Annotated in this window: 21 protein-coding genes and 1 tRNA gene; 4 read left to right on the forward strand and 18 right to left on the reverse strand. The window is 57.2% G+C overall.

The genetic code is table 11. From position 1 onward, the window contains the following. Positions 1-313 (forward strand): transposase (locus Q0Z94_RS02690; protein WP_298067480.1); only part of this gene is annotated, 313 nt, incomplete at its 5' end. A gap of 529 nt (positions 314-842) precedes the next feature. Here the strand turns inward: Q0Z94_RS02690 and Q0Z94_RS02695 are convergent. Together Q0Z94_RS02695 and Q0Z94_RS02700 are read right to left on the reverse strand one after the other, a co-directional pair. Then, complete coding sequence (locus Q0Z94_RS02695; protein ID WP_298067482.1) at positions 843-2,225, reverse strand: ATP-binding protein; 1,383 nt, start codon at positions 2,223-2,225, stop codon at positions 843-845. 325 nt (positions 2,226-2,550) lie between these two features. Further along, positions 2,551-4,269, reverse strand: coding sequence for a hypothetical protein (locus Q0Z94_RS02700; RefSeq protein WP_298067484.1), 1,719 nt, complete (start codon positions 4,267-4,269; stop codon positions 2,551-2,553). Positions 4,270-4,806: 537 nt separating this feature from the next. On the opposite strand from Q0Z94_RS02700, the gene Q0Z94_RS02705 reads away from it, so the two are divergent. Then, positions 4,807-4,989 carry a hypothetical protein gene (locus Q0Z94_RS02705; RefSeq protein WP_298067486.1) on the forward strand — a complete coding sequence of 61 codons (183 nt, stop codon included), beginning with the start codon at positions 4,807-4,809 and terminating at the stop codon, positions 4,987-4,989. A 274-nt stretch (positions 4,990-5,263) separates the two neighbouring features. On the opposite strand, the gene Q0Z94_RS02710 is transcribed toward Q0Z94_RS02705, so the two are convergent. From Q0Z94_RS02710 to Q0Z94_RS02725, 4 genes are read right to left on the reverse strand one after another with little or no spacing between them, the layout of a single operon-like run. Beyond that, positions 5,264-6,955: a DUF2357 domain-containing protein gene (locus Q0Z94_RS02710; RefSeq protein WP_298067487.1), complete on the reverse strand. Its 1,692-nt coding sequence runs from the start codon at positions 6,953-6,955 to the stop codon at positions 5,264-5,266. Between the two features lie 6 nt (positions 6,956-6,961). After that, a complete protein-coding gene (locus Q0Z94_RS02715; protein ID WP_298067488.1) occupies positions 6,962-9,136 on the reverse strand; it encodes a hypothetical protein in 2,175 nt (724 codons plus the stop codon). 11 nt (positions 9,137-9,147) lie between these two features. Continuing rightward, positions 9,148-10,341, reverse strand: a complete 1,194-nt coding sequence (locus Q0Z94_RS02720) for a hypothetical protein (protein WP_298067489.1) — start codon at positions 10,339-10,341, stop codon at positions 9,148-9,150. Between the two features lie 21 nt (positions 10,342-10,362). After that, the gene (locus tag Q0Z94_RS02725; protein ID WP_298067490.1) at positions 10,363-13,770 is read right to left on the reverse strand and encodes an AAA domain-containing protein; all 3,408 of its coding nucleotides are present in this window, start codon (positions 13,768-13,770) and stop codon (positions 10,363-10,365) included. Between the two features lie 263 nt (positions 13,771-14,033). Between Q0Z94_RS02725 and Q0Z94_RS02730 the strand changes: the two genes are divergently transcribed. After that, positions 14,034-14,375, forward strand: coding sequence for a hypothetical protein (locus Q0Z94_RS02730; RefSeq protein WP_298067491.1), 342 nt, complete (start codon positions 14,034-14,036; stop codon positions 14,373-14,375). Between the two features lie 54 nt (positions 14,376-14,429). Here Q0Z94_RS02730 and Q0Z94_RS02735 read toward each other — a convergent pair whose 3' ends face one another. The 12 genes from Q0Z94_RS02735 to Q0Z94_RS02790 all read right to left on the reverse strand — a co-directional run bounded on the left by Q0Z94_RS02735 (position 14,430) and on the right by Q0Z94_RS02790 (position 25,668). Then, positions 14,430-14,693 (reverse strand): RNA-binding protein, encoded by a 264-nt coding sequence (locus tag Q0Z94_RS02735; RefSeq protein WP_298067492.1) that lies wholly within the window; start codon positions 14,691-14,693, stop codon positions 14,430-14,432. A gap of 262 nt (positions 14,694-14,955) precedes the next feature. Beyond that, positions 14,956-16,962, reverse strand: a complete 2,007-nt coding sequence (mutL, locus tag Q0Z94_RS02740; protein ID WP_298067493.1) for a DNA mismatch repair endonuclease MutL — start codon at positions 16,960-16,962, stop codon at positions 14,956-14,958. 218 nt (positions 16,963-17,180) lie between these two features. Continuing rightward, positions 17,181-17,837 carry a 3'-5' exonuclease gene (locus Q0Z94_RS02745; RefSeq protein ID WP_366517564.1) on the reverse strand — a complete coding sequence of 219 codons (657 nt, stop codon included), beginning with the start codon at positions 17,835-17,837 and terminating at the stop codon, positions 17,181-17,183. 82 nt (positions 17,838-17,919) lie between these two features. Then, on the reverse strand, positions 17,920-19,320 hold the full coding sequence (gene mnmE, locus Q0Z94_RS02750) for a tRNA uridine-5-carboxymethylaminomethyl(34) synthesis GTPase MnmE (protein ID WP_298067494.1): 1,401 nt from the start codon (positions 19,318-19,320) through the stop codon (positions 17,920-17,922). After that, positions 19,317-19,880: a tetratricopeptide repeat protein gene (locus Q0Z94_RS02755; RefSeq protein WP_298067495.1), complete on the reverse strand. Its 564-nt coding sequence runs from the start codon at positions 19,878-19,880 to the stop codon at positions 19,317-19,319. Before Q0Z94_RS02755 ends, mnmE begins: the two co-directional genes overlap by 4 nt. Next, entirely contained in the window at positions 19,873-20,007 is a 135-nt protein-coding gene (locus tag Q0Z94_RS02760) for a CcmD family protein (RefSeq protein WP_298067496.1), read from the reverse strand. The genes Q0Z94_RS02755 and Q0Z94_RS02760 overlap by 8 nt, the downstream gene beginning before the upstream one ends. A gap of 9 nt (positions 20,008-20,016) precedes the next feature. After that, positions 20,017-20,730: a cytochrome c biogenesis protein CcsA gene (ccsA, locus tag Q0Z94_RS02765; RefSeq protein ID WP_298067497.1), complete on the reverse strand. Its 714-nt coding sequence runs from the start codon at positions 20,728-20,730 to the stop codon at positions 20,017-20,019. Beyond that, positions 20,730-21,410: a heme exporter protein CcmB gene (locus Q0Z94_RS02770; protein ID WP_298067498.1), complete on the reverse strand. Its 681-nt coding sequence runs from the start codon at positions 21,408-21,410 to the stop codon at positions 20,730-20,732. Before Q0Z94_RS02770 ends, ccsA begins: the two co-directional genes overlap by 1 nt. Beyond that, the gene (locus Q0Z94_RS02775) at positions 21,404-22,042 is read right to left on the reverse strand and encodes an ABC transporter ATP-binding protein (protein ID WP_298067499.1); all 639 of its coding nucleotides are present in this window, start codon (positions 22,040-22,042) and stop codon (positions 21,404-21,406) included. The genes Q0Z94_RS02770 and Q0Z94_RS02775 overlap by 7 nt, the downstream gene beginning before the upstream one ends. A gap of 1 nt (position 22,043) precedes the next feature. Next, positions 22,044-23,966, reverse strand: coding sequence for a cytochrome c-type biogenesis CcmF C-terminal domain-containing protein (locus tag Q0Z94_RS02780; RefSeq protein WP_298067500.1), 1,923 nt, complete (start codon positions 23,964-23,966; stop codon positions 22,044-22,046). Between the two features lie 64 nt (positions 23,967-24,030). Next, positions 24,031-24,441, reverse strand: coding sequence for a cytochrome c maturation protein CcmE (locus tag Q0Z94_RS02785; protein ID WP_298067501.1), 411 nt, complete (start codon positions 24,439-24,441; stop codon positions 24,031-24,033). 165 nt (positions 24,442-24,606) lie between these two features. After that, positions 24,607-25,668, reverse strand: a complete 1,062-nt coding sequence (locus Q0Z94_RS02790; protein WP_298067502.1) for a hemolysin family protein — start codon at positions 25,666-25,668, stop codon at positions 24,607-24,609. 192 nt (positions 25,669-25,860) lie between these two features. Between Q0Z94_RS02790 and Q0Z94_RS02795 the strand changes: the two genes are divergently transcribed. Further along, a tRNA-Leu gene (locus Q0Z94_RS02795) sits at positions 25,861-25,945 on the forward strand. Positions 25,946-25,987 lie beyond the last annotated feature (42 nt).

Consider the following 25,987-nt stretch of genomic DNA (forward strand, 5'->3'; position numbering starts at 1 on the left):
ATCGGGAAAAGCTGACCGCTTAGAATCAATGCCACAGGGGCTTTTTAGATGTCTACTTGACAGGGGGCAGACCAATATCAACGGGTTTCATCATCGTATCAATCATTCCCAGAAATTTGCTGAACAATATAATCATATCAACGGGATAGAAAATTTCTGGAATCAGGCCAAAAGACACTTACGCCGCTTTAACGGTATTAAGCCTGAAAACTTTTACTGGTTCCTCAAGGAATGCGAATGGCGTTTCAATGGAGGCAATCATAAACAACTCCTAACTCAGCTAACTTATTGGGTAAAACAGACAAAACATTAGTCTTAGCTAGGACAGCCCCTAACGTTTAGCTCGGTAAGGGCGTGCCCTCAATTTTTTGGCCTTTGTCACGAGGGATTATTTGAGCCTGCAAATGCAGTCCACGGCTTTGAAGATGAAAAAATTGAAAGTCATCCAGAAAATAAGTAGAGCTATTCCTCTTGTTATTTTGTGGTAACAGGAGAAATAGCTTTTTGGATAAGTCTGGTTGGGAACGACTGGCTGGATTATGTCAAGCAAATAAAAGAAGTGTTGGCCTTCTCGCGAGAGGAGATTAGGAGGGAAGTAGGCGAAGTGCCTCTTCTCCTGCAAGGCAGGCTAGCTTCAAGCGGATGAACTCCTTGCAGTTCTCTCCTGCCTGTTCTGTCGTACAGGGCGGATACGAATGAGTGAAGTTGTACACTGCGGCATCGATCGGGTATTTTTGGACGATTTTATGAATGTCAGCTATCAGCGCATCCCATCGCTGTTCTCGCATGAGTCGGTCGGTTTCGTTGAATTCCGTGATAAGATTCGGGGCGGTTTTCTAGATTTACATCATCTCGTTGAATGTTACTAGGCGGGCCTGGCCAATACTCTTCGCAAATTTGCGGCATCCGTCCGTGAAGCCCGACTTCGAAAACACGATATAATGGCGGTTAGTGGCTGTGAGCAGGTGAGAACGTTCCACGAGTGTTTCCAGGACGGAGGCGTCCACGGAATCATTTGTCCACTTACATTCACAGAACAGCAGGCTACGTTCACCATCCGAGGCCACGATGTCGATTTCGGACTCGTTTTTTTTGCGGGGATCGCTTCCCCACCAGCGTCCCTGCGACAGGAAGGTAAAGGGCAGAAGAGCCAGCTTGTTCTGTCGCCACAACCACTGCTTGCAGATTTCCTCGAATACCGGTCCCATGTACTGCGAGAACTGTTCCATGATACGAGCGCAGACAAGGTCAATCATGCCATTCTGTAACAGAGAGATATGCTTGGGAATGAAGCGATACCAGAAGCGGAACAAAGGATCTTCCACAGCGTAAATTGTCTTGCGCGTGGTCTTCTCTCCAAAAGGCCCTTCTCTACGGATGAGTCCCAGTGCTATCAGTTTATTGAGGTGCAACGAACAAGCGCTGGTTTCAAGGTGTGTCTTAGAGGCAATCTCTGACAGACGTGAAGCTCCGGACGCAATAGCCGAAATAATGGCGTTGTAGGTTGAGGCTTCTCGTATCTCCTGTTTGAGCAGATTGGAGGGTTCTTCAAAGAGATAAGAGCTAGGTTCAAGCAGGCTTTCCTTGAGGTTGTCCTCCAGTGAAAGCGAGTTGTTCATCTGCAGGAGATATTGCGGAGTGCCACCGACGATTCCGTAAACAGCGGCCATATCAAGCGGGGAGAAGTCCTGAAAATATTCGCTCGCTTCAAAAAAGTCGAAGGGCAGGATTTTCATCTGAGCCGTTCGTCTGCCATAAAGTGGACTCTGGTAGCCCAACACTTGTTCTTCCATAAAGGACATGGATGAACCACACAGTATGAGGAAAAGCATCGAGTTGTTTTTGTATTCATCAATGAGCTTTTGCAGGATGGATGACACCGCAGGGTATGCCTTGGCAAGATAAGGATACTCATCGATGACAAATACGAGACGTTTTTTTATCGAGAGACGGAAGACGTACTCGAAGGCTTCTTGAAAGGTCTGAAAAACAGGCGTTACGTCTTGCTGGGCGGTAGCGAGGATGGCGCGGCTCAGGTTTTCAAGATTTTGTTGTTCGCTCGACTCGATACCTGTGAAGAAGATACTCTCTTTGCCTTTGATGAACTCACGGATGAGAGCTGTTTTGCCAACGCGCCGGCGTCCGTAGATGACGGGATGCTGGAATCTCTCCGAATGCCAGAGCTTTTCGAGCTTTCTGAGTTCTTCTTTTCTGCCGATAAACATGCGACGCCTCTGCCTTTCTAAGTATTAATTTACTAAATCGTAATTTAGTAAAAAATAAAAGGCAAGATATTTTTAATAGAGAAAGGGAGAGGTGACAATAGGTAGATTTCCCTCATCCAACACTATCCTCCAAAATATTTTTGAGAATAGATAGCTTTATGGGTATTTTTTTCTCTGAATCTCAAATCCTCAATAATTCCAATTAACTACTATTTATAAAACTATCCGCCTGGACGCCACAATGAAATCAAGCCCCTATGAGAAATCATAGGGTCGTTTTTCCCCATCTTCTGTGAAGGACGGTGTGGAAGTAACCACCGGATAATCAATTATTCCTCTGTTTTTTCCCCATCTTCACAGGATTGTTATTCCACACAGGAACGGCGTTGGGATTGCCTTTAAAGTCGATATAATCAAAAATTTCCTTGAGGTATTTAAGGCTGTTTTCCAAATTTTTTCTTGTCCGCCCAGCCATTTTAATTTTTTGATCTTTTTGATCGTTGAGGCTTTTCTCAATTTCTCCAATATACTTCTGAAGTTTTTGCCGGACCTCAAACTCCTTCGCTGTTGTATCATGATCGTTCAAAAAATCCCTATGGTTATCCTGGAGTCGATATTTGAGGAGAACAAAAATCAGGGAAGCTGCGTTCCTGAACATCACCTTCTTGCTTGTGTGCTGTGCTTCCATCATGTCTATCGCTATCTTTAAAAGCCCATAGGCGGTTTTGTCGTCCAGAGCCTGCCAGGCTTCGGGGCGGTAATGAAGAACATTAAAGGCGGCCTCCATCGCAAAGGCACGGTTCAAGTTTAATCTGACAATGTACTGAAACAGCAGCCGGCACTCTTCCTTTTTATGGAAGCAGCGTCCGGCAGCCTCGACAACGTCCCTGTGCCCTATGGCATAATTTTTTGCATAGGGGAGAGTGTTGCTTACGGGAGGTACGCTGTTGGCCAGCAAGGATCCCTGCTGGCTGGTATGCTGCAAGTCCGATAGGCCTCGGCTCAGTGTGTCAACAAGAAATTTTTTAAAGCTTTCCGGCGTCTTCCCCCACAGGAAGGAAGCTTTTTTGATGATGTTGGGCAGGTTCGCGTTATCGAGATTCCCAACACAGACAACAAGTTGCTTTCTTACCGTCTTCATCAGCTCTTCAAATTCCGGCTGTGTGTTTCCCTTTTCATCAATAAATTTGGGCTGACAAGAGGGTAAAAGCCGCTTTGTGCGCAGCGTTTCATAGTACGATAGAGAAGTAATATTTTTAGGAGCTGACACAAATCTTTGACAATCCCATATGAACTCATTCCGATCCACACTCTGGATGTCTTCAGAAAGAACAATATGTTCATCCTTTGGACAGAAAAGTTCTCCCTTCTCAGGTTCCGATGCTTCCAGCATTCGGGAAAAGTCGGGTTCCGTGACTTCCTGCATTCTGGAGAAGTCGAACAGCAGGTCTTCAATCGAATGATCAAGAGTTTCAAGCCGAACCAGCGCTAGTCCGCTTGCGGGTTTCATGCGGATGTGCATATTAATAGGAATATCCTTTAGCGGTACGAAGGGCAGGGGAACCGTTTCCTTCCGATAGGTATTCTCGTTTTCTCTTTGCAGCCAAGCGTCCAGATGGGAATGACGCTTCTGATAGCAGAACCCTTCCACCACGTTTTCATATTCCTGCCCGCCTTTGCAGACGGTGGACTCTACCATGTTCGTCCAACCCAGGTCGTTTTCTTTGAACGTCAGTATTTTCAGCTCGGGAAGTGTGTCAAGATAGGTGGGGAGATGGTCACGCAGTCGTTCGCCGTACAGCTTTGCCCCTTCGGCCACAATGTCGGCAGCAGTTCGTTCCGGAAGCCATATGGTATCCGGGGCAGGCTTGCGGGAAATCTGCATCCTACCCGCACAGCTTTGGGAATCGAACCAGCCGGGCCTTTTCTGAGGAATAAGCGGGCCGCACATCACCACGCCGCGCAGTCCCTGCTTGCTTCTTTCCTTTGCTGTTTCCTGGATCGCTTTGCGGAAAAAGTCGCTCCAGCTGTCTGCGGCCTTCATGTCCGTATTCTTACGCGCTATCTGAAGGGAAAGCCATGGATTCTCTGTTGGCTGGACATGGGTTACCTGGATATCCTGCGCCTGGGGTTGGCGGGAGCCGAAGCGGTACACCGCTCTCTTTTCTGTCGCGGGCACACCCTGCCAGGAGAGCAGATTCTGTTCCGGTGTCCAGAGTTCCCAGGAACCATCTTTACGGCTCCAGATCTGTTGATGGCCCTGCGGGCTGTTCTGCCGCGTGAGTGATTCCCACACTTCGGGAAAACGCATCACCTGCTGCCAGACCTCTCCCTCGGAATCTCCTGAACAGCAGCTCCATGCCCAGTCCATGCCCGTGAGTGTCAGGCCCTTTCCTTTGCTGGAACGCCGCACAGGGACGGGATAGCCCTCGTCCTGCTGCAAATCAAAAGCCGTTACCTCAAGAAAATCAGGCCCCAGATACATGACAAGCATCCAGTCGCCGGAAGAGAGGTGAAAATCAGGCCCCAGCCCATGAAGCCAGCGCATGGCTGCCGCCACGGGCCGCCAGAGCAGCTGCACATGTTCCCTGCACTCGCCGAAGGCCCGGAGCAATTCTTCCTGCCCCATTTCATCGAGCCTATCGGGAATGGCAATCACCACGTCTTCATTCTTCCAGTCTGCCTGATGAAGGAGAGCGGCCAAATGCGCGTGCAGCGCCTTGGCCGTGGAACATCCGGCAGTTCCTCCGCTCGGTTTCCATGATGACAGTTTGTCTCCGTCCTGCACCAGCTTGCTCCAGAGAAGGCTTACAGGAACGCGGCGCAGTATCGTGCTGTCTGTAATCCTGGCTTCTTGCGGCCACATAAACCCTGCTTCCAACCTGTTTTCTGCGGCCGTTCTTCCGGTCAGAATTTCATCACGCCAGGTGCCCGGAAGGATAACAGAGGCTGGGAGAAAGTCTGTATCCTGCAGCGGAGTTCCTCCCACGCACGAATCTCTCAGTCCGAAGGCCGCCAAACCAAGAACGTCAGGCATATCAGCTCTCCAGAAGTTGCATGAACAGCTCGTCGAGAAGCATGGTCAGCACGTCAATGTTCTTTGGCCAGAGAGAAGGATCGGCGGCAAGGCGGGCCAGATGTGTCTTCTCTCCGGCCTCGAAGTCGGGCTCTCCCAGCAGAGCGGCGTCAACGAGTACCAGGCCGGTAAAGTTCGCCACATGGTAGCGCATGTTGATAAGCTGCTCCTGAACCTTGAGTCCATGTTCGGCCGATTGCAGAATGTCCTGAAAGTTCTGCTTCACGGCGGAGGAAAGCGTGTGTACCGGCCATATGATGATGACACGGATCATATTTTTCCGCCCCAGCGGCTTGAGCACAAAAAACAGCGTACCGCCTGTGCCTCTCAGGGAGCGCACGGTATCATGATCATCCGCCTGTCCTTCGTGTACCACTTCGAGTACAGCCTTGTTCGCTCCGCACGACAGCAGAAAGGGTCCTGGTTCCGAACCAGGCACCACACGGCTTCCCTGTACCTGTTCTCTGCGAAAAACACACCCGGCCTGAGCCAGCGGCTCAACGCGAACGCGGCCGTCCGCTTTTTCTGCCATGGTCATAAGCGACACGCCGAGCAGAAGTGTGCCTACATCCGCCCAGGTGCGTCCCTGCCATGCCCACATCCAATCCTCTTCATCCTGTTTGCGCAGAAGTTTCTGATACAGGTTCCATATCCTGCGGTAGCGGGTATCGCTTTGAAGCACATAGTTGGGCCGCACACTGCTTTCAAGTTCACCCACGTCCTCCCAGACCGGGCGTTTCAAAAGTTCGGAACACATGCCGCCAAACCTGTTCACGTCCTTGGCGCAGCCGGTGTTTGCCTGACCGGCATAGATGACGGTCACATACTGGCGGCACTCGCGTAAGCAGCGCAGAAGAAAATCCCTGAGGACGCGGTTTTCCAGCGTATTGAAGGTTTCGCGCCGCGATATGGCTTGAAGCCGCTGTCTGTTGAGCGATGCCTTTTGCATGGCGGTCACGCCGGGTTGCCGGAAGTACCAATGCAGACAGCCGGAATCCATTTCAGAGGCCTTCGTCGCCGGCAGAAGCCGCCGTTCGTGAATAAGTACCCGCCGTGCCGAATTGACCAGCTCCTGCACATGCTGCGGCATGGTTTCAGCGATAGACACGATGAGGGAGCGCTTCTGCACGTTCGGATTTCTAGCGTATTCTCGTATGTATTTCAGCAGCTCCGTCCACGAGACGACCGACGAGCTCTTTATGTGCGCACTCGCATGCTGTACACAGTAATCAAAGAAGGACATCCAGTTCCGCACAGCCTGCTGCAGCTCTCCTTTGTCGTGCAGACTGCCTAGCACCGCTCCCTTCGAGCGAACAGATATCCTGTCGCGGTTCATCGCGTGGGATATGGTGAGCGTCATGGCTCCGCTGTCACGCGAGCCCCCGCTGTACGCTCCATACCTTGAGGCGGCTATGGCGTGCGGCACGCGGTAAAGGCAGTACTCTACCTTCTCATAGGTATAGGGACGCCCCAGCGGCAGGAAGTCTTCGTGCCGGGAGTCCGTACTCACTCTGAAGCCTTGCGGTACCGAGAATACGGGGCTTCCACGGTAGTCAAGCTCCACATCCTGCCCCTCATCAAAGTTTAGCGTCTCGCGCGGACACCCCATAGACGACCATGGCCAGAGGTGGAACTGTATGTGCTCCGCACTCATGGTATCCTATGACCTCGTTACACCCTGCCAGAGGAAGATGCCTGTCTCTTTGGCGTTCTCTTGCGCAGCACGGAAGGCGTTCAGAAGTTCATTATCCTCAAGCTCGTTAATAACGCCTTCAATCTTTTCCAGACTGCGGTTCGAGGCGTCCATGGCCATGTCGCAGCCCCGAAGTTTGGGCAGAATTTTCTGTTCAACCTGATCGGCAAAGGCCAGCTTCATGTCTTGAGTATTGGACTGGACATGGACACCAGGATAGTTGGCCACATAACGGTAAATGGCTTCCTCCACACGAAAACCGAAGGCACGGCCTATGCCGGCAAGCGCGTCATTGAGCGTTTTTATCCACTCGCTGCAGGCCTGAGCGCTGCCCTGAATGTCATGTTTCTTCCATGCCTCCCATACCTTGCACGAGACAGCTGCCCCCTGCTGCAGGGCGTTCATGTCAGGCCTGTTCTGTACTTTGCGCTGTTCCGGCTTGCCAAAGCGCAGCACATTGGCGCGGTCGAGAACCTTGTCCGAAAGCGTCTGGGTGCTTTCGTCCTCGTTCATGGTGCCCACGAAGAGAATATTCTCCGGCACCCAGATGGACAGCGAACCATGTCCCGTACCGGTGTCAAGTTCGATGGTCGCCCGGCTGCGGGAATCGGGTCTGGAGGGATCGACCGTGCGGCGCAGTTCAAGTTTGGAAAGGAATTCACTGAAGTAGTATTCCGGCCGTGCCAGGTTCATTTCATCGAGCAGCACCATGAGCAATCCGCTGCGGACCTCGTCGTAATTAGGGAAACGATCGCTGTGGTAGGGATCCATGCGCAGAAGGCAGCGGGAAAGCTCTGTGGCCTTGTAGCGGCGTTCCAGATAGTTGTAAAAGCCGAAGAGATCCTGCGCGGAATCCCAGCGCGGCTGCACGGAGAGGATGACCTGATTGATGCCCATGAACTCCGCATACTTCACCGGCAGCAGCGTCTTGCCCGTGCCGGAAACGCCGGCCAGTACCGTAAGGGGATTGATATCCTGACACTTGAGCGAAGTGTGGAACGCCTTGATAGTTCGTTCGGGGAACTGCAGTCGCGCCCCATACAAGGCTCGCTTGAAGGCCTCGAGCATGTCCTTCTCGTTCAGAGTCTCCTCAAAGTGGTGATGCACGAGTGACACGACTGGATCGCGCATGAGTTCTTCAAGGGCCGTGTCCTTTTGAGGATTGCCTCCGGCCATCTGCATTCCCAGACTTTGCACTTCTTTTCTCAAACCCGGAAGCTGAGCGTTCAGGGCCTCAAGCTCTGCCTTGGCCGCGGCAAGCTGTTTCTGCAGCGAAGCAAGATCACGCTCTGCGGTGTCCTGTTCTTTCTCCAGCTTCCGGCAGCTGTCTTCCAGCATTGCTTGCTGGCTTTTCAGCGCATCCAGCCGCGCAGAGGCGTTGCTGCAGGCCGTTTGCTCGTCCTGAGCCTGTTTGCGGAGTCCTGGAAGCTGAGCGTTCAGGGCCGAAGATTCTGTCTTGTCCGCGGCAAGCTGATTTTTCAGCGAGGCAAGCTCATGCTCCGTGGTTTGAAGGTCTTGCTGAAGCCCTGCGTGCCTCTTTTCCAGCGGATTTATTTCCGTGGACAATTTGTCCAGGCGGGATTGTTGTTCCGAAAGACGGGTAGCCTGTTCTTGTAAACGTGCATCACCGGCATGAATGGCGGCGGCTATTTTTTCCTTTCGTTCAAGAGCTTTCTGCAGACGATCATATTCCGCCCGAACTGCCGGCAGCTCCTCCTTTTTGTTCAGGGTATCCTGTATTTGTCCCTCAAGAGTTTCCAGTTCCTTGCGCCTGTCCTCCATTTTGGCTTCCAGCTCACGCGTTTCCACCTGCATGGCGACCAAACCCTCGATGGCACTTTCCAGATCTTTCCGGCGAGTCTCCAAGTTAAGGATTTCCTGCCGGATGGCGTCCTGCTCGGCACGTTCTCCCTGCACCTTGAGAAGCTCGCTCTTCTGATCCGTCAGCCACTGCTCCAGTTGTCTCTTATCGGCTTTCAGCAGCTCCAGTGCGCTGGAAAGATCCGCAATCTCGGGGTATTGCTGCGCGACACTGCTGATGCAGCGCCGCAGATAAAGCACCATGGCAAAGACAAAGAAGACGAGAACGACAAACGCCAGCATGGCGATTGCCCAGGATATCGGGTATGAGAGTTCGTGCATGGCGGTGTTCCTCAGTTCTGTTCCGGAGTCGTGTCTCTTGCCGGGACTGCAGGTTCATGGCTCTTCAAGGGAGACGATTTCATTTGTTCCAGGATCTCCCTCAAAGCATGAGCCTGTTCCTGCAGAAGCGTCACGGCGTCAGCAAGAGCGGCTCTGCTTTTCTGAAGTTCGGAATTCTCTTGATTAAGTTCCTGTGTGCTTTTTTCAACCAGCTGCTTCTTTGTTTTGATTTCTTGCCCTGTCCTCTCAAGAGTCTGCTGGAGATCGGCAAGTTTTTCAGGCAAAGCTGCAACCTCCTGCATGACCTTGCTTGTTTTTGCCATGTCGTTTTGCATAGTTTGCAGTCCAGTCTTCACCTCTGAAACAAGCTGCTGGGTTGCAGGTATCTGACTGGAAAATTTTTGGACCTCGTCCGTAAAGGCTTTGGACTGGTCGTTGAGCGCCTTGATTGCCTGATTCTGCTCGTTTTGCATATTCTCCCGTGCTTCTGCGAAAGCCTGAGCTTCCTGCTCCATGCTGCTTCCCTGTGCAGAAAGTGCCTTCTCTTTCTCTTCCAGCGCATCAATAGACGCCTTGAACTTGTCAAGGGACGCTTTCACCTGATCGCTGAACCCTTCAAGCGTTGCCTGTTCCCGCTGCAAAAGTTCATTTAGCTTCTTTAGCTTCTCAGCTTCTGCCTGTAACTCAGCAAGTTCTTTATGCGCCTTCTCAACGCTGGATGACAGATTTTCCTGTTCGGCTGAAAGGCTTGTTCGCTCCCGTTTGAGACGCGCAATGTCGCTCTCAAGCGTTAGTCTGTCTTTTTCCGCCTGTTCTTTTTCCTTCAAAAGTTTTCCCTGCTCAACTTTGAACGACTGGAGCGTCTTGCGAGCGTCATCGCGCTCTGCCACAGCGCTATCACGCTGTGCAAGCACGTTGCGTACAGCCTTTTCCTGTTCCCGCAGTTCTGCTATTGACGCCTCCAGTGCTGTCTTCTGGGATCGCATCTGAGTCAAATGCTTCTCCAGGTCGCTATATTGCTGCTCTATGCCAGGCAGTTCTGCCAAAATACGCTGATGAGCCGCAAGGTCCTCTTCAAAATCGCTGCGGCGGCGTTCAAGATCCAGCACGCCCGCACCTATGTACACGCAAAGCGCTGCGGCGCCCAGTGCCCCAAGTCCCAGCAGCCAGAGTGGAGGGAAAAATTTCCCCAGTCCCACCTTCATGATTTCCTCCTTTGAGTTATATTATGCGCGCATCTCGTTCCATACGTTCTGCACCCGCGCAACGCATTCGGGCAGTTCTTCCCGCAGCTGATAGGTCCAGAACCGAAGGATCCGCCATCCGGCCGCCTTCAGCTCCAGGTCTCGCCATAAGTCATCGCTTTTCCTATGTCCTCCGGCATCGCGGTGACAGGAGCCGTCCACCTCGATGTCCAGTCGACATTCGGGACGCGAGGGATCCCGCAGGGCAAGATCCAGCCTGCGATAGCCCACCGGAACCTGGGGCAGAGGCTGGAGGCCTGCCTTTTGCAGTGCTTCGGCCAGCAGCTTTTCATACGGGGATTCATAGGGAGCCCATTCGGTTTTCTGCGGAGGCGCCGGCCGTAGCCGCGAAGGTGCCGCCAGAAATTCGATGTGGTCAATGCCGCAGTGCGCAGCCCATTCCCGGTCGCCAACCATGTAGAGCATGGCCCGGGCGCGGCTCACGGCGACGTTAAAGAGATGGGGATTTTCCCTGAGAAAATGCAGCGAACCCGGCGTGAGGCCGTCACCCGCACAGAGGCTGAAGATCATCACATCGCGTTCGTCCCCCTGAAAGCCGTGCGCCGTGTCCACATGGACGTCTGCCCGTTGCAGCAGTGCCTGGTCGATGCCGGCAATTTCCAGACTGTCTTCTATACGCTGGGCCTGTTCCTTGAACGGCGTGACAATACCTATGGAGCCTTCGAAACGGGCCGTGAGCAGAAGTTCCTTCACCAGCGCTATCACCTGTTCCACTTCCTGAGGACACCAGCAGCTTCTTTGGCCTGCGCCGCGGCCTATCTCGCCCCGAACGGAGCGCCACTCCACGGCTTCCGAGGCGTTACTGGGACGGCGCAGCCTTGCCTCGTTGGTGCCCACCTGCAGTTTGCCGCCGTAGAAGAGTCGATTGGAGTATTCGGCAATAACCTCGGAACTGCGGAAGGTGCAGTCCAGAAGAAAGGCTTCGGCGGCATCCGAACCAGACGCTACATCGTAGAGGGAGTTGTCCGTAAACGTGAAGCGCAGATCCGCCATGGAAGTCATGTGAAGCTCGTTCTGCAGCAGGGCCTCACGGTCGGCAGTCATGCGCGAGACAAAGCGCAGCTGCCGGGGATCGCCTATGATTCCCGCCCGCTTTGCCCGGAACAGCAGCGGAATCGCCGAGGGAATGTTCGATTGACTGGCTTCGTCAATGAGGACAAGGTCGAACAAGCCCGGAACAAGAGGGATGAACCTTCCTGCGGACAGACTGGTCACGGCCCAGCAGGGAAAAGCCTGAAACACGACAGGCAGTTTTTCAGGCACTACCGTAAAAAGCAAATTCCGCACACTGGAAGAGGCCAGTGCGCTCTTTGCGGTGGAAAGTACCCGCTCCAGCCCCTTCACCTCCCCCTTGTCCACGTCCTGAGGCAATGTTCCGCGCAGCTCGGCCTCGCGGAGCTTTACACTGGGCAGCTGCTTTTCCACCAGCTCGCTCAGCCCGGCAACGTCCTCGCTCAGAGTTTCCAGTGAGGGAAGAGCTTTCAGACGTTTTTCCCGTTCTCTGATGTTCAGCTTCAGCTCAATCAGATGTGAAACGGACTTGAAGACTTCAACAAAGGGTTTCATGCCCGTGCGCCAGGAATATACGGGAAGCTGCGCACCGTGCCTGCGCAAGGCCCTGCCCGCACGCCACAGGTCAAAAAGAGCGCTGAGATTACTCCGCAGGAAAAACGTGCGGAACGGAGTGTTATCCGCGCACTTTTGCGCAAGATGGGCAGCCTTTCTGTACAGGGGCAGATCCCGTTCGTCTTGTTCGGAAAAAGAGGACAGATAGGGGCGCGCCGCAAGTTCTGCCTCAAGTGCTTCGCCAAGATCGCCGAGTTCCCTGCCGTACTGTTCCAGCTCTTCGGCCGTGAGGCTCTTTTCTCCGCGGTCGGCCAGCAGTTGGCAAAAGTTATCCAGGCGCCTTGTATCCCTCCCATCGTCCGTGGGCATGGACAGCATGGCTTTGAGAGCGTTGACCATGCCGAAGGAAAGATTCGGATCATTCTTGGCGTTGCAGCGTGTCACCAGGGGCCGGCCTGCGGTGGGCGTGCCCAGGCGTTCCATCACGGCATCGAGCGCCTTGTGGTTGTAGCTGGAAATCAGTACCGACTGCCCGCGCAATCTTGCGTTGAACACCGCGCTTGACACCACCTGGCTCTTTCCCGTTCCGGGCGGACCCTGGATGATGGTGAGCGGACGTTCCAGCAGGGAAGCGACGGCCCGTCGCTGCGTTCCGGTAAGCTTATGTTCAGCCACAGCCGCTCCCGAGGCGAGTCTGCCCTTTTGCAGTGGCGGCTGTCCTTCCGCAAAAATGTACGCCAGAGCCGTCTTGTCCAGGAGGACGTCTGGAGTTTTTGCTATGGTTTCAAGCTCGGCGACAAGGCCTTTGCTATACCTGCTGCAGCGGCTGGCCACAATCATGGCTCTGTTGTAAAGACCGCTTCGACAGGACGGCTCAAGGGGCCTGTCCGACAGACAGCGCGGGTCAAGAGTTTCCCGTACCCGGCGATGCTGTGCCGAGGACAGAATCTGTGCCAGATGGAAAAAGTCCGGAGCCTCACCGCCATTGTCCGCAATTCCGGCTTCATTATCCGTATCGTCATCTTCGTCAGCAGAGGCATACATTCCACAGGCTTCCAGAAACGTACGCTTTTCGCTGCTCTTTGAAAAGGCGTCTTCGAGCCATGCTGCGTTGATGGACGGCTTTGTCAGACGGGCTTTTACTTCCAGACCGGTTGACGTAAAACGATGATTCAGCACATAGCAGAACACGGGACGAAGAAGAATTTCTCCGTTTTTTCCTATAACGGCACTGATCGGATACCCCAGCATGAGCGTTGTGGTCGCAGAATCACGCCACAGGTCTTTAAGCGCCCCAGAGATTTCCTGAAAAGAAATATTTTTTTGCCACAGTATGTTATCCCGTGGATACCAGCGTCCCACTCCGGATAGAAAAATGAACTGTTCCCCAAGGGTGTTCTGCCATACCTTCGCCGCTCCACCTTCCTCAAGGCGAAGGCACTGGATATAATACGCGATAAGTTCGCGAAAGAAATCCCAGCGTCCGCGCTCCTGATGGGCAAAAAGTTTTTTCTGTATGGTGTTGATACCAAGGGGGCTTTGCAAGGGTGACATATTCCTGAACGAGGGATTTGCCGCTTTACCATGAAGTTTGTCATTGATGAGAGTCACTTCTCCGCGCTTTACAAGATCCATGCAGATACGAAAAATAATGTATGCAGGAATATGAAGTTTGGCTGAAAGATCCCATGCCAGGCTGCGTGGACAGGTATCGCCATAGAGATGTTCCAGAGCATAGAGAATCGCCGGGCGGACTTTTTGAACGGTGTCCGATTCTTTGTCTTCCCCACAGAACGCTGTCATAAGAGTTTCTTCATGGATGCATTAAAGTTGTCATATTAAACTTTCCAAGATGAGTATGAACCCTGATGAGTATGCTCCCTAAAACCTCTCCTTGTCCAGCCGCGTGCCATCGTAAACGTGTCGGAACATAAAAACATCAATGATTTTATCTTGATATCGGCAAATTTCTTTCCCGTTTGGAAAGGAGAACAGGCATTCGCAGAGCTCATGAACATCGAAAGGGCAGATGTCTTTCCACTTGAACAAAAGGAAGATGGGGCGGTATGGCAAAACGAACCGTTTTCTTTGGCAGCGGGGGGAGGAGGGCTGATGATTGCGCGTTGGCTTACTGTGGCGGGATTTGTTTCTGGAACGTGGAACGAGGGGGAAAAGTGAATCCCAGGTACTTCGCCGATGACGGAAAAGCGCTGCATGAAGGAACGCCTGGAAACGCTTTTCAAGTTTTGAGAGAGAAAGGGGCAAACCGTGTACATGCAGCAAAGGCGTTTTCCTGTGTAGGGAGGAAAAAGCTCTGCAGGACAAGGGAAAATACATTATGTGAAAGAATACTCAAGATAAGGAACGGCGAGAAAAAAAAGAAAGCCCCGGACGGGCCGGGGCTCTAGATGGCGCAGTGACCTGTCACCTTGCAGGTGACAGAAAGCGCAGACTTTCAGTGCTCAATAGCGGGGACGGGGAGCGCGGGGCTTGGCCTCGTTCACGCGCAACGTACGACCGCCAAAGTTTGTGTTGTCAAGCGCTTCGATAGCGGCCGTGGCTGCGGGATCTTCCATTTCGACAAAGCCGAAGCCGCGGGCGCGCCCGGTTTCACGATCGTTGACGAGTTTCACGGACAGAACGGTTCCGTACTCGGCGAAAAGATTCTGCACCTGTTCTTCGGTTGCTGACCAGGGAAGATTCCCGACATAGATAGACTTAGCCATAAAAACCTCACACAAAAGAAATCACAATCCTACACTCTGCAAGGGCAAACCGATTGCCCAGAGTGTCTTTCCTGTCTATAGGAATTGCCATAGAGGTAAAGTCTAGTCAACGGGTATTTGGTATTTTTTTCTCATTTTTTCGAAGAAACTCGCTCACGGGAGCGTAATATACTGTAAAACAGCCGTTCTTTCTCCAGTGTTGCTGAAAAAGGAACGGCTGTTGTGCTTTTTGTAACAGGGCTGTCTGTAAAGAGTGAAATGCTCAGGATTGCTTGCGCTTGAAGAGTTTTTCCAGATCAGAGCGTTCCAGCGTGACTGCGCATGGGCGTCCGTGCGGGCAGTAGTCCGGCTCCTCGGTGAGAAGCCATTGCCGGACGAGTTCGTGCACGTCATCCGGGGAAAGGCGCTGCCCGGCGCGTATGGCTGTGGCGCAGGCGTGGTGCATCCATACGCTTTCCATGTCGTCCACGCGTCCGGAGAGGGCTTCGCGCAGGAAAGCCGCGGCCGCAGCGCGATCCATGTCCGCGGGGATGGCCTGAACGGTGCAGTGCCCCTGACGGCACACGGCTTCAAAGCCCAGACGAACGAGCGTTCCGCTCAGTTCCAGAAAACGAGCGGATTCTGCAGGGTGCAGGTTCAGTTCCAGAGGCGTGAGGAGCGGTTGTGCTCTGCCCTGGGAACCGTTCCGGCGAAATTTTTCGTAGAAGATGCGCTCATGCATGGCGTGCTGATCCAGCAGGAGCAGGGTGTCATCGTTCTGGACAAAGAGCAGATAGGTGTTTGCGATCTGTCCTAAATAGCGGCAGCGCTCCAGAAAGTCGGGAAGCGCGTCCAGCCCTGAAGCTTTTTCTTCGGCGGCAGGAGAGGAGGGCAAGATGTCCGGGGTGCCGTATTTCGGTTCGCTTTGTGTAGTGGGGGCGGCTTTTTTCCTGAGCGCAGGCGTTGTGACTGCGGCGGGAGAGCGTTCGGGAAGACCATCGAATGCTAACGGCACGCGGGGTGAAGCCAGGGGCACACGGGAGGGCTGAACCGGGCGCTCGGCGTCCGGCCGCCTTGTGTACTGGAGCGGAGTTGCGGCTGGCTCCCGCAGGCCAGAAGCTGTGGACTCCAGCTTTTCTTCAGGATCGAAGCGTGGCCGCGGCAGAATGCGGGAGGCGTCGGCCTCGCCCCAGAAGCCCGGAGGGTGTACGGAGGAGCGTCCGTCTTCCGGTGTGCGTGCGGCGGCGCTTTCGGCAAGGCGCGCCGAAGCCGCGGGCACATGGGCGAGGGCATGGCTCACGGCGTGGAACACCGCACCGAACACTGCTTTTTCGTCGCGGAAGCGCACTTCGTTTTTCGCAGGATGGACGTTCACGTCCACTTCCTGGGGCGGCATGTCGAGAAAAAGGACGATCTGAGGATAGTCACGGCTGGTGAGCCTGCCCTGATAGGCCTGACGGACGGCTTGAAGAATCAGGCGATCGTTGACGGCACGGCCGTTGACGTAGAACAGCATACGGTCAGCCCGCGGCTGGGAGGAGCGGGGATCCGAGGTCAGTCCGTGCAGGTGCATTCCGGATTCCGAGAGGCTGAACGGAAGCAGTGCGTCCACGATGGCCGGGGGCCAGAGGGCAGCAAGACGCCGGGGCAGCGGCTGCCCCGCTTCAAAGTGCAGAAGTTCCCGCGAGCCGCTGCGCAGGCGAAAGCCAGCGTCTTCCCGGGCGAGAGCCAGCCGGGTGAACAGTTCCTGAACGCGTTTCAGTTCTGTGGCCGGAGTTTTCAGGAATTTCAGGCGGGCGGGGACGTTGGAGAACAGTTCCGCCACTTCCACCAGGGTCCCGCGGTGGAGCGCTGCGGGGCGGACGCCTTTCAGAAGCCCGTATTCGACTTCGATACAGGAGGCTTCGCCGATGCTGCCGTCCTCGCGCAGGGGCGCGGAGGTCATGCGGAAGCGGGACACCGACGCGATGCTGGGCAGTGCCTCGCCGCGGAAGCCGTAGGATTCGATGTGCTGAAGATCGTCGAATCCGGCAAGTTTGCTCGTGGCGTGGCGGGTGACGGCGAGTTCGAGCTGTCCGGCATCAATGCCCTGTCCATCGTCCGTGACGCGGATGAGGGTCTGTCCGCCGTTCTCCACTTCGACATCCACGAACGTGGCTCCGGCGTCGAGGCTGTTTTCCACCAGTTCCTTGACCACACTTGCCGGGCGCTCCACCACCTCGCCCGCGGCGATCTGATTGGAAAGCTCCGGCGGAAGCAGGTGTATCGTTTTTCTTTCCGTATGCTTCATGACGGCTCCGGGGAGTCTCTGCAACAACCCCGTGTTCAGCCTAGCGCGCTTTTCCTCTGCTGACAAGCGGAGGCTGCGTGAAGCCGGTCTCACCTGCAGACGTGGAGAGTTTTGACAGCTAACGGAAAGCTGCCAATTTTTCAGAGACTTCTTTCAAGGGAGGATCTTGGAGGATGCAGAGGGAAGGTTCCGAGGCAGCGAAGGCGACGGAAGGCTCGTCAGGCGGGGATGGCCGTTTTGAGGAGATGAAGGTAGATTTCGCGGCCCACCCAGGCATCGGTAGCGGCGTATTTGATTTGCTGGCGTGTGAGTTCGGGGTTTTCCCAGTTGGAGCACTGCGCAGCCTTGCTGATGCGGAAGCCGAGCAGGCTGGCGGCCAGGGTGCGCAGTCCCTGAGCCTGTACGCCGCGGGCGCGGGCCATAGCCGCAAGGTCGACCATGCCGCCGGGCCGGAAGCTGTGGACACGGCCGAGAGCCTTCATGTCGTCGCCTATGGCCACGCCGACTTTGAGGACGGAGGGGGAGGCCAGAAGTTCCGCCAGGCGTTCGTTAAAGGGAACGTGGGTAAGCTGGATGAGGTATACAGTCTCGGATGTGGCGAGCTGGATGAGCGCCGGGGGAGCGCTTTTCCCCTTGGTAAAGGTCGGGCGCGTCTCCGTGTCGAAGCCCAGTACCTTCTGCCGGTCAAGGCTGGAGAGCGCCGCGTTCAGCGTTTCCTCATCCTGCACGAGGAGTACAGGGCCTTCCCAGGCACGGACGGGGAGAGCGTTGATTTCGTCCTTGCTCATGGCCGGCAGGACGACAGGCGCCGGTGTGGGAGACGGATGTTTGGAGGAGGTCTTGCGGGCGCGGGAGGATGGGCTGGTGGGAGTCATAAGTCATACCTTGTGCGTTGGCCTATCACGAAAGCGCCCGGGGAGCAAGTCCTGCGCAAGGCTGAGGGAGTGCCGTTTCCGTTCATTTGCCGATGCAGAAGCTGGCGAAAATGCTGTTCAGCGTCTCTTCCGTCGTGTTCAGTCCGGTGATGTCGGCCAGCAGTGCCGAGGCGGTCTCCAGATGGATGGCGCAGAGATCCGGCGGAACGGACGCAGCTATGGCGCTCTCGAGTTCGCCCAGAGCGGCCAGCGCCTGACGCAGTCTGTCCGCCTGCCGCAGGTTCGGGGCGAGTTCGCCTTCGGAGAGCGTATCCGCGCCGAGGCATACCCGGCGTATGGCCTCGCAGAGCGCTTCCAGTCCCGCTCCCAGCATGGCAGAAACGGGCAACAGCGGCACACCGAAAAAGTCTGCGGCATCGTGGGGCCTTGGGGCCTTGTCCGTCTTGTTCCATACGGCGAGACAGCGTTTTGGCCCCACCTCCTCCAAAAGTTCCCGTTCCGCATGGAAGGCGTTGAAGCGGGCGTTTTCATCTCCTGCCAGAGAGCCGTCGAGTACAAGCAGAAGACAGTCCGCCGCCTGCGCCATTTCCCGGCCCCGCCGCATTCCTTCCCGCTCTATGAGGTCTTCGCTCGCTTCGCGGAGTCCGGCGGTGTCCACCAGCCGGACGGGCAGTCCGGCAAGGATGGTCTGCTCTTCAAGGTAGTCACGGGTCGTACCGGGCGTTTCCGTGACGATGGCTCGCGGGCGGCCGAGAAGTGCGTTCATGAGGCTGGACTTTCCGGCGTTGACCTGCCCGGCAAGCACAACGAGAGCCCCTTCCCGCCAGGCGCGGGCGCGTTCGTAGCCGGAGAGAAGCCGGTGAAGGCCTTCGGCCACTTCGCGGGTGACGGCGGTAAATTCCCGAGGCGGCAAACATTGCCCCTCTTCATCCGGGAAGTCTATGGCCAGACAGACCCGCTGTCGCAGGTATTCCAGCCGTGAGCGCAGTTCGGAGACTCTGCGTCCCAGAAGCCCGTCGAGCTTGGCCGAAGCCAGCCGCACACCCTCCGGCGAGGGGGCCGCGATGAGTTCGGCCACCGCTTCCGCCTGCGAAAGATCCATGCGTCCGTTGAGGAAGGCCCGGCGCGTAAATTCTCCGCGTTCGGCCATGCGTGCACCCCGCGAGAGTACGGAATCCAGCACGGACGCGAGTACGGCCGTGCCGCCGTGTCCCTGTATCTCGGCGCAGTCCTCGCCTGTGAACGAATGCGGGCCGGGGAAATACGCCGCAAGCACGTCGTCGGCATTTCTGCCTGCGGCATCGAGCGCGTGGCCGTAGTGAAGCATACGCGGTGTAAAATCGCGGAACGAGGGCGAAGCGGGCCGGAACAGGGAGAACAGAATTTCTTTTGCCCGCGGCCCGGAAATGCGGATCACGCCTACGCCTCCGGCGCCGGGCGGCGTGGCTATGGCGGCTATGGTGTCCTCGCTGCGTCCAGTCATTTTTTGCGTTCCGTTTCTATCATGGCGGCCAGCGCGGAATCGGTGCAGATGTCCGCAGCCCTTTCAAACTGCTCCCGCGCCTGTTCTTCCTGACGGAGGTGGTAGCGAAGAATGACGCCCAGGCTGTAGCGCGTGCGTGCGTCGTCCCGGAGGGCAAGGGAGCGTTCCAGAGCCTGCGCGGCGTCTTCCCACTGCCCGGCCTGAGCGAGCTGGATACCACTGAGGTACGGCGGGCGCGGATCGGATGGAGCTGTGAGCGCGGCGCGTTCCAGCATACGTTTTGCGCCGTCCATGTTGCCTTGGGCGGCGAGGAGCTGCGCAATCTCCAGCATGAGATCCACGTTGTGGGGATCCTGCTGCATTTTCTGCATGAGGCCCATGAGCGCCGTTTCCTGCGGAGCGGGCGGCATGGAGGCTTCGTTCCGGCTTTGCGGCGCGGGCGCGGCCGCCTGCCGGACCAGAGGATGATCTTCCATGCGGTAGGCAAGAGAACAGGCGAACAGGGCCGCAAGTCCGAGGGCAACGGCGGCGAGCGTCAGCCTGCGGGCGCGGTCAGTCATGGTCGTTCTCCCACTGGCGGAGGCGCGTTTCCAGGCGTTTCTGCGTACGGGCCAGAAACGCTGCATACAGGCCCAGACCTATCCAGAGCGTGGCGTTGGCCGCCATGAGCCAGCCGAGTGCGGACATAGCTTTCTCCTATCCTTTGTGATGGCCGTCCGTCTCGTCCATCATCTGTTCAAACATCCTGACATCCAATTTAATATTAAGGGCGCGGGTCAGGCAGAGCTGTTTCCAGCGCAGCAGAAGCAGAGCCAGCCAGACGAGACCGAAGCCTGCTGTACAGGCGAAGACGGCCGCGGCCATTTCTGGTTCCAACCCGCCGCCCCTGGCCGCGAACACCGCGGGGTGGATGGAGCGCCATAGTCTTGCGGAAAGGAAGACCAGAGGCACGTCCAGAAATCCGGCGATGGCGATCACCGAACACAGGGCGGCACGGCGGCCTTCCGGCAGAGGTACGGCGCGCAGGGCCATGCAGCCCGCATAGATGAACCAGAGGACGAGGAAGGTGGCGAGCCTGGGATCCCACGTCCACCAGACGCCCCAGGAATGGCGTGCCCAGAGCGAGCCGGTGACGAGGGTCAGCGTACAGCAGACCATGCCGGTTTCCACGGAGGCCGCGGCAAGCAGGTCGTATTTCATATCGCGGCGGCGCAGATACAGAATGCCGGACACGCAGGCCGCGCCGAAGCTGACAAGTCCCCACCAGGCCAGGGGCAGATGGATGTAGAAGATTTTCTGAACCAGGCCCATGACCTGTTCTTCGGGAGCGTACACAAAGACGAGCCACTGGCAGGCAGCCATGACGAGACCGCCGCACAGGGCAAGCAGGGCTATGCGGGAACGCAGCATCAGTCTTCTCCGCTGTAGACGAAGGGGAAAAGGACAAGTCCGGCGGCAAGGAACAGGGCGTCGAAGGCGGCGGCCAGACCGAGCCAGCGGAAGGCCTCGCCGGAGATCGCGTCAGGAGAAAGCCCGAAGGACACGAGGCGCACACCGGCGAGCAGCATGGGTACGAGCAGAGGAAACAGTACCAGAGAGAGCAGCGACTCGCGCCCGGACTGGCCCACGGACAGGGCGCCCAGAAGAGAGCCGGAAGCCGCCATGCCCACGTCCCCCAGGGCAATACCGAGAAGCGCCATGTCCCAGCCCGCGCCGAGGTTCTGTCCGAGGAAGACAAAGACGGCGGGCACAAAGACGCATTGTGCCGCAAAGAGCAGCAGCACTCCGGCCAGAGCCTTGCCCAGCCAGATTGACTGAACCGGCGCAGGCAGAAGCAGGAGTCCAAGGCGGGCCTGTCCGCGTTCTTCCACGGCGTAGAGCATGTTGAAGAGCAGCACCTGACAGAAGGCCGAGGCCAGCCAGAACATGGCTGCGGCTGCTTGGGGGCTGAGCCTGTCTCCGATGTCCAGAGAGAGGCTGAAGAGAAAGACGAGGAGCAGGCCGAGCAGAAGCGCCTGTATCAGACCGGCACCGTGCAGGAGTGTCAGGCGGAGATCCTTGGCGCAAATGGCGAAGGCGCACTTCAGCATGACGCACCTCCGCTTTCGCAGACGGTTCTGTCGCGAAGGACGAAGATGCGGTCGGCATGGCGGGAATCTTCCTCCACGTCGTGGCTGATCCAGACTATGGCGGCACCGTTTTCCCGTGCCTTCAGCATTTCGTTGAGGAGTATGCGGCGCGAAGCCGTGTCCAGCCCGGTAGCGGGTTCGTCCAGAAGGATAAGTTCGGGAGCGGGGAGGAGCAGACGGGCAAGGTTCAGGCGCTGGGCCATGCCGCGGGAAAAAATGCCCGCGAATTCATGGGCGTGGCGGGCAAGGCCCACGGTTTCAAGCGCGGCCTGCGCACGTTCCGCGGCTCGTTCCAAGCGCGCCGCTTTCGCCCAGAAAAGCAGGTTTTCCAGAGCGGTCAGGCCGGGATAGAGAAAGGGTGCGTGGGCCATGTAGCCCAGCTTCACGTCGGGGACACGGCGTTCCACGCTCCCGGCATCGGGCGGGGTCAGTCCGGCCATGACGCGCATCAGCGTGGATTTGCCCGCGCCGTTCGGCCCAGCGAGCAGTGACAGCGTACCCGGCAGAAGCGCAAGGTTTACGCGGCGAAAGAGCAGCCGTGAGCCGAAGGCCTTGGCGATGCCCGCAAGTTCCAGCAGCGGACGTGCGTCCATATCAGCAGCCGTCCTTCCCGCGTTCTTCTCCGCCGTCTTCGGAGCCTGCCGGACGGCGCCGGCGGCTCAGGCCGAGGATCGGAGCGAGGGACATGAGCGCGCCGCCTATCCACAGCCAGTTGACGAGAGGATTGGCACTCATGCGGAGCACAGCTTTCCCTTCGTGAAGTCCCAGGAGGGTAACATAAAATTCGGTGGCGAGGCCGGGATATGTCGTCGCTTCGGAGAAGGCGCGCTGGAACTTGTCGTAGAGGCGGCGCTGAGGCAGAACCGTGGCCGTGGTTTTTCCGTCCCGGGAGAGCTGAAGTTCCGCTTCGATGAAGTCGTAATTGGAGCCGCGCCCTTCGTTCAGACCGTTCAGTGTGACCGTCCACGGGCCTACCTGAGCCGAGTCGTGCAGGGCAAGTTCCACTTCCGTTTCCTGTTTGTACGGACCGGAAAAGGCTATGGCAAGCGCCATGAGTGCGACGCTGGCATGGACGAGGCAGGCCATGACCGAGGGCATCCAGGCTCGGGTGGAGCGTTCGGCGAGGAGCAGTGCCACGGTGGTGAGTACCGCCACGGCGAGCGAGGCTGCCATGAGCGGCAGCGCTCTGGTCACGCCGCTCATCCAGAACACCGCAAGCGCAGCGCAGAAGGCCAGAAGGCAGGGCAGGAGCTTCTTGCCGCTGCGGACACCGCCCTGCCAGCGCAGCCACGGGCAGACCAGGAGCAGTGCCAGAAGTACGGTAAACAGCGGCAGGCAGACCTGATTGTAGAAGCCGGCGTCCAGTCCCACGGGGCGTTCAGTCCAGAGGCGGCTGATCACCGGCCACAGCGTGGCGAGGAGCACGATGGCGGACAGGGCCAGGAGCAGCCAGACCGTCATGACGACAAAACCCTCGCGCGTTTCCAGTCCGCCGAGTTCCCGGGAACGGGCGTCACGTGCACAGAATGCAACGAAACCGACAACGGTGAGAGCGATGAGGACGAAGAGCAACAGGGGTGTCCCCACGCCGCCGTCGCCGAAAGCATGGACGGAATTAACCACGTTGCCGCGCACAAGGTAGGTTGCGAAGAAGGCGGAGACTGTGGTCAGACCCATAAGGAAGATGTTCACGCGGTGCAGCTTGCCACGGCGTGTTTCCACGACGCCGGTATGCAGCGCTGCGGTGCCGATGAGCCAGGGCAGCAGCGAGGCGTTTTCCACGGGATCCCAGGCCCAGTAGCCGCCCCAGCCGAGTTCCATGTAGGCCCACCAGCCGCCGAGGACGATGCCGGCACTGAGGAAGAGCCAGCCCGTAAGCGTGAAGGGCCGGGCCGCGTCCAGCCAGTGCATGCTGTCCTTCTGTGAAGACAGGGCCTGCGCCAGCGCAAGACAGCCGGGGATGACGAAGCCGCCGTAGCCCAGGAAGAGCAGCGGCGGATGGAAGATCATGCCCGGGTTCTGAAGCAGGGGGTTGAGCCCGCCGCCGTCGGCGGGAGCCGGAGAGACACAGAGGAAGGGATTGCTCCAGGTGGAGAGCAGAAAGCCGAAAAAGGCCATGACCGTCAGAAAGAACAGCAGAAACCAGCTCCGCGTCTCATCGGAGAGACGGCGGCAGGTGGGCGTGAAAAGGAAGGCCGTGCCGCACAGGGAAACCATGAGCGCCCAGAACAGCAGGGAGCCTGACTGTCCGGCCCAGAAGGCCGTGATACGGTAGAAGAGAGGCAGTGCCCGTTCAGTGTAGCTGGCCACATATTCGAGGGTGAAGTCGCTCGCAGCCAGCGCATGGAGCAGGATACCGGAAGCGGCGGCAAGGCACGCGCTGCCGAGGGCCTGAGCGCCCTCCATCCAGCGCAGGTCGGAACACCGGCCCTGCCAGAGCTGAGCCGCGCCGATGGCCGCGCCTGCCAGGGAAAGGAAGGTGACGGCGAGCAGGCAGAGATAGGCGGCAAGATACATGAAATCTCCAGAAATTCTCCGTGCGGGCGGGAGAGGCATGGCCGGGAAGACCCCGGCACAGGCGTCAGGCTTTTTCCCTGTTCGCCTTTTCGTATTTGGACGGGCATTTGGTCATGAGCGTTCTGGCGGTGAAGTCCGCGCCGTCCATGCGGCCTTCCACGATGACTTCGGAGCCTTGTTCAAAGGTGTCGGGCAGAACGCCGCGGTAGTGGACACGGATGCCCTTTTCAGGCTGTTCCAGATCCACCAGCGTAAAATCCGCCCCCAGACCGTTGGCGGGCTTGACGATGTCGCCGGAGGTAACTCCGAAGAGCCGGGCCGCCTTGAGCTTATCCGCGGGAAGTTCCAGAGCCTCGGAGACGTTGAGATGATAGACGGTGCCCTCGGACAGCGCGGACCAGGCCATGAAGCCTACACCTCCCACGAAAAGGAGAAAGGCCAGAGCGTAGATGCAGGGATTCTTTTTTGATGCCATGCTGTCTCCTTTGGGCGGGAAGGATACCTTTCAGAATACCCCGATGAGGCACAGGCGTCTGTGACTGTGCGCACACGCGGAGCGGAAAAGGGCGGACGCCCTCCCTCCTTGCCTTTTGGCATAAGGATTGTGACAGATTTGAGAGCGCAGCGCAAGTAGGAACGATTACTGATTTTCAGCCGCCTCCGGAGCGGAAGAACCGTTGGCCACGGCGCGTGCCCGGCGTTCTCGGGCGGCTTCCCGCATGTCGGTCACCATGTCGCTTTCATCGACGATTTCCCGTCCGAGCATCTCTTCCATCACGTCTTCCAGAGAGACGACGCCCGCGAGACCTCCGAATTCGTCGAGGACGGCGAAGAGGTGCTGGTGGCGTTCCAGAAATTCAGTGAGCAGCTTGTCGAGAGTGAGGGATTCGAGAACGAAGTGTATGGGGCGCATGATTTCAGCCAGCGTCTTATGGCCGTGTTCCGTATCGCGCTGCATGGCCACGTCCCGGCGCAGAACCAGTCCCACCACATCCTCGTTGTCTCCCGCGTAGACCGGGACACGGCTGAAATGCCAGAAGGTCGGGTTGTTGAACGCCTGCTCCACGGTATAGTCTTCGGGGAGAGAAAAGACCACGGTGCGCGGCGTCATGATGTCGTGGACATGTTTCTGATCGAGTGCCAGAACATTGCTGATGGTGGTTTCCTCATAGCCCTGTATGGTTCCCGCCTGCCGCGAGATGCGGGCCATGGCCTTGATGTCGTCTTCTGTGGCCTCCGGTCCGCTGGCCTTTGGGGTGATGAGCCGCGTGACCATGCCCGACAGCCAGGTCATGGGCCGGAGCAGGGCGGTGAGCACATAGAGCGGCCAGGCCAGGAGTCTGCCGAGCTGTTCGGGATAGGAGACGCCCAGAGTCTTGGGGACAATTTCACCGAAGAGCAGCACCAGCACAGTGAACAGCGCAGCGAAGGCCGGAGTGCTGGCGTCGCCCAAGGTGGAGGCCGCCAGTGCGCCGGCGATGGACGCGCCCGCGGTGTTGGCGATGGTGTTTGTGGTGAGTATGGCGGAGATGGGCTGATCGACGTTGGCGCGCAGGGTATAGAGCAGTCCGCCGGTTTTGGAGCCGTCTTCGCGCATCTTTTCAAGAGCCGTCCAGGAAAGGGAATAGAGCATGGCTTCCAGCATGGAACACAGGGCGGAGACGGAGAGGGCCAGTGCGACAGTGATGATAAGTGCGGTCATGGTTCGGCACGGGGTTGGAGGATACGGAAGTTCCAGCATAGACGAAGCGGCCGGGAACGGCAATGGCCGGAGAAGAAGGTCACGGTGTGCCGGAAGAGAGCGGCAGCCGGCGGCTTTCGGCCGCCGGGCGTGTCGCTTGCCTGAAAGAAAGTTTTATGTTATGTCTGCCCCTCATGTATTTCTGACTGGACTGCGAGAGTGGCGAAATTGGCATACGCACTGGATTTAGGATCCAGCGGAGCAATCCTTGAGAGTTCAAGCCTCTCCTCTCGCACCATTTTTTGGCAGCCTTATCCCCTGTCCGTGGCCGAAAGGGTCG

It is taken from the genome of uncultured Mailhella sp., assembly GCF_947631555.1.
Classification (GTDB): domain Bacteria; phylum Desulfobacterota; class Desulfovibrionia; order Desulfovibrionales; family Desulfovibrionaceae; genus Mailhella.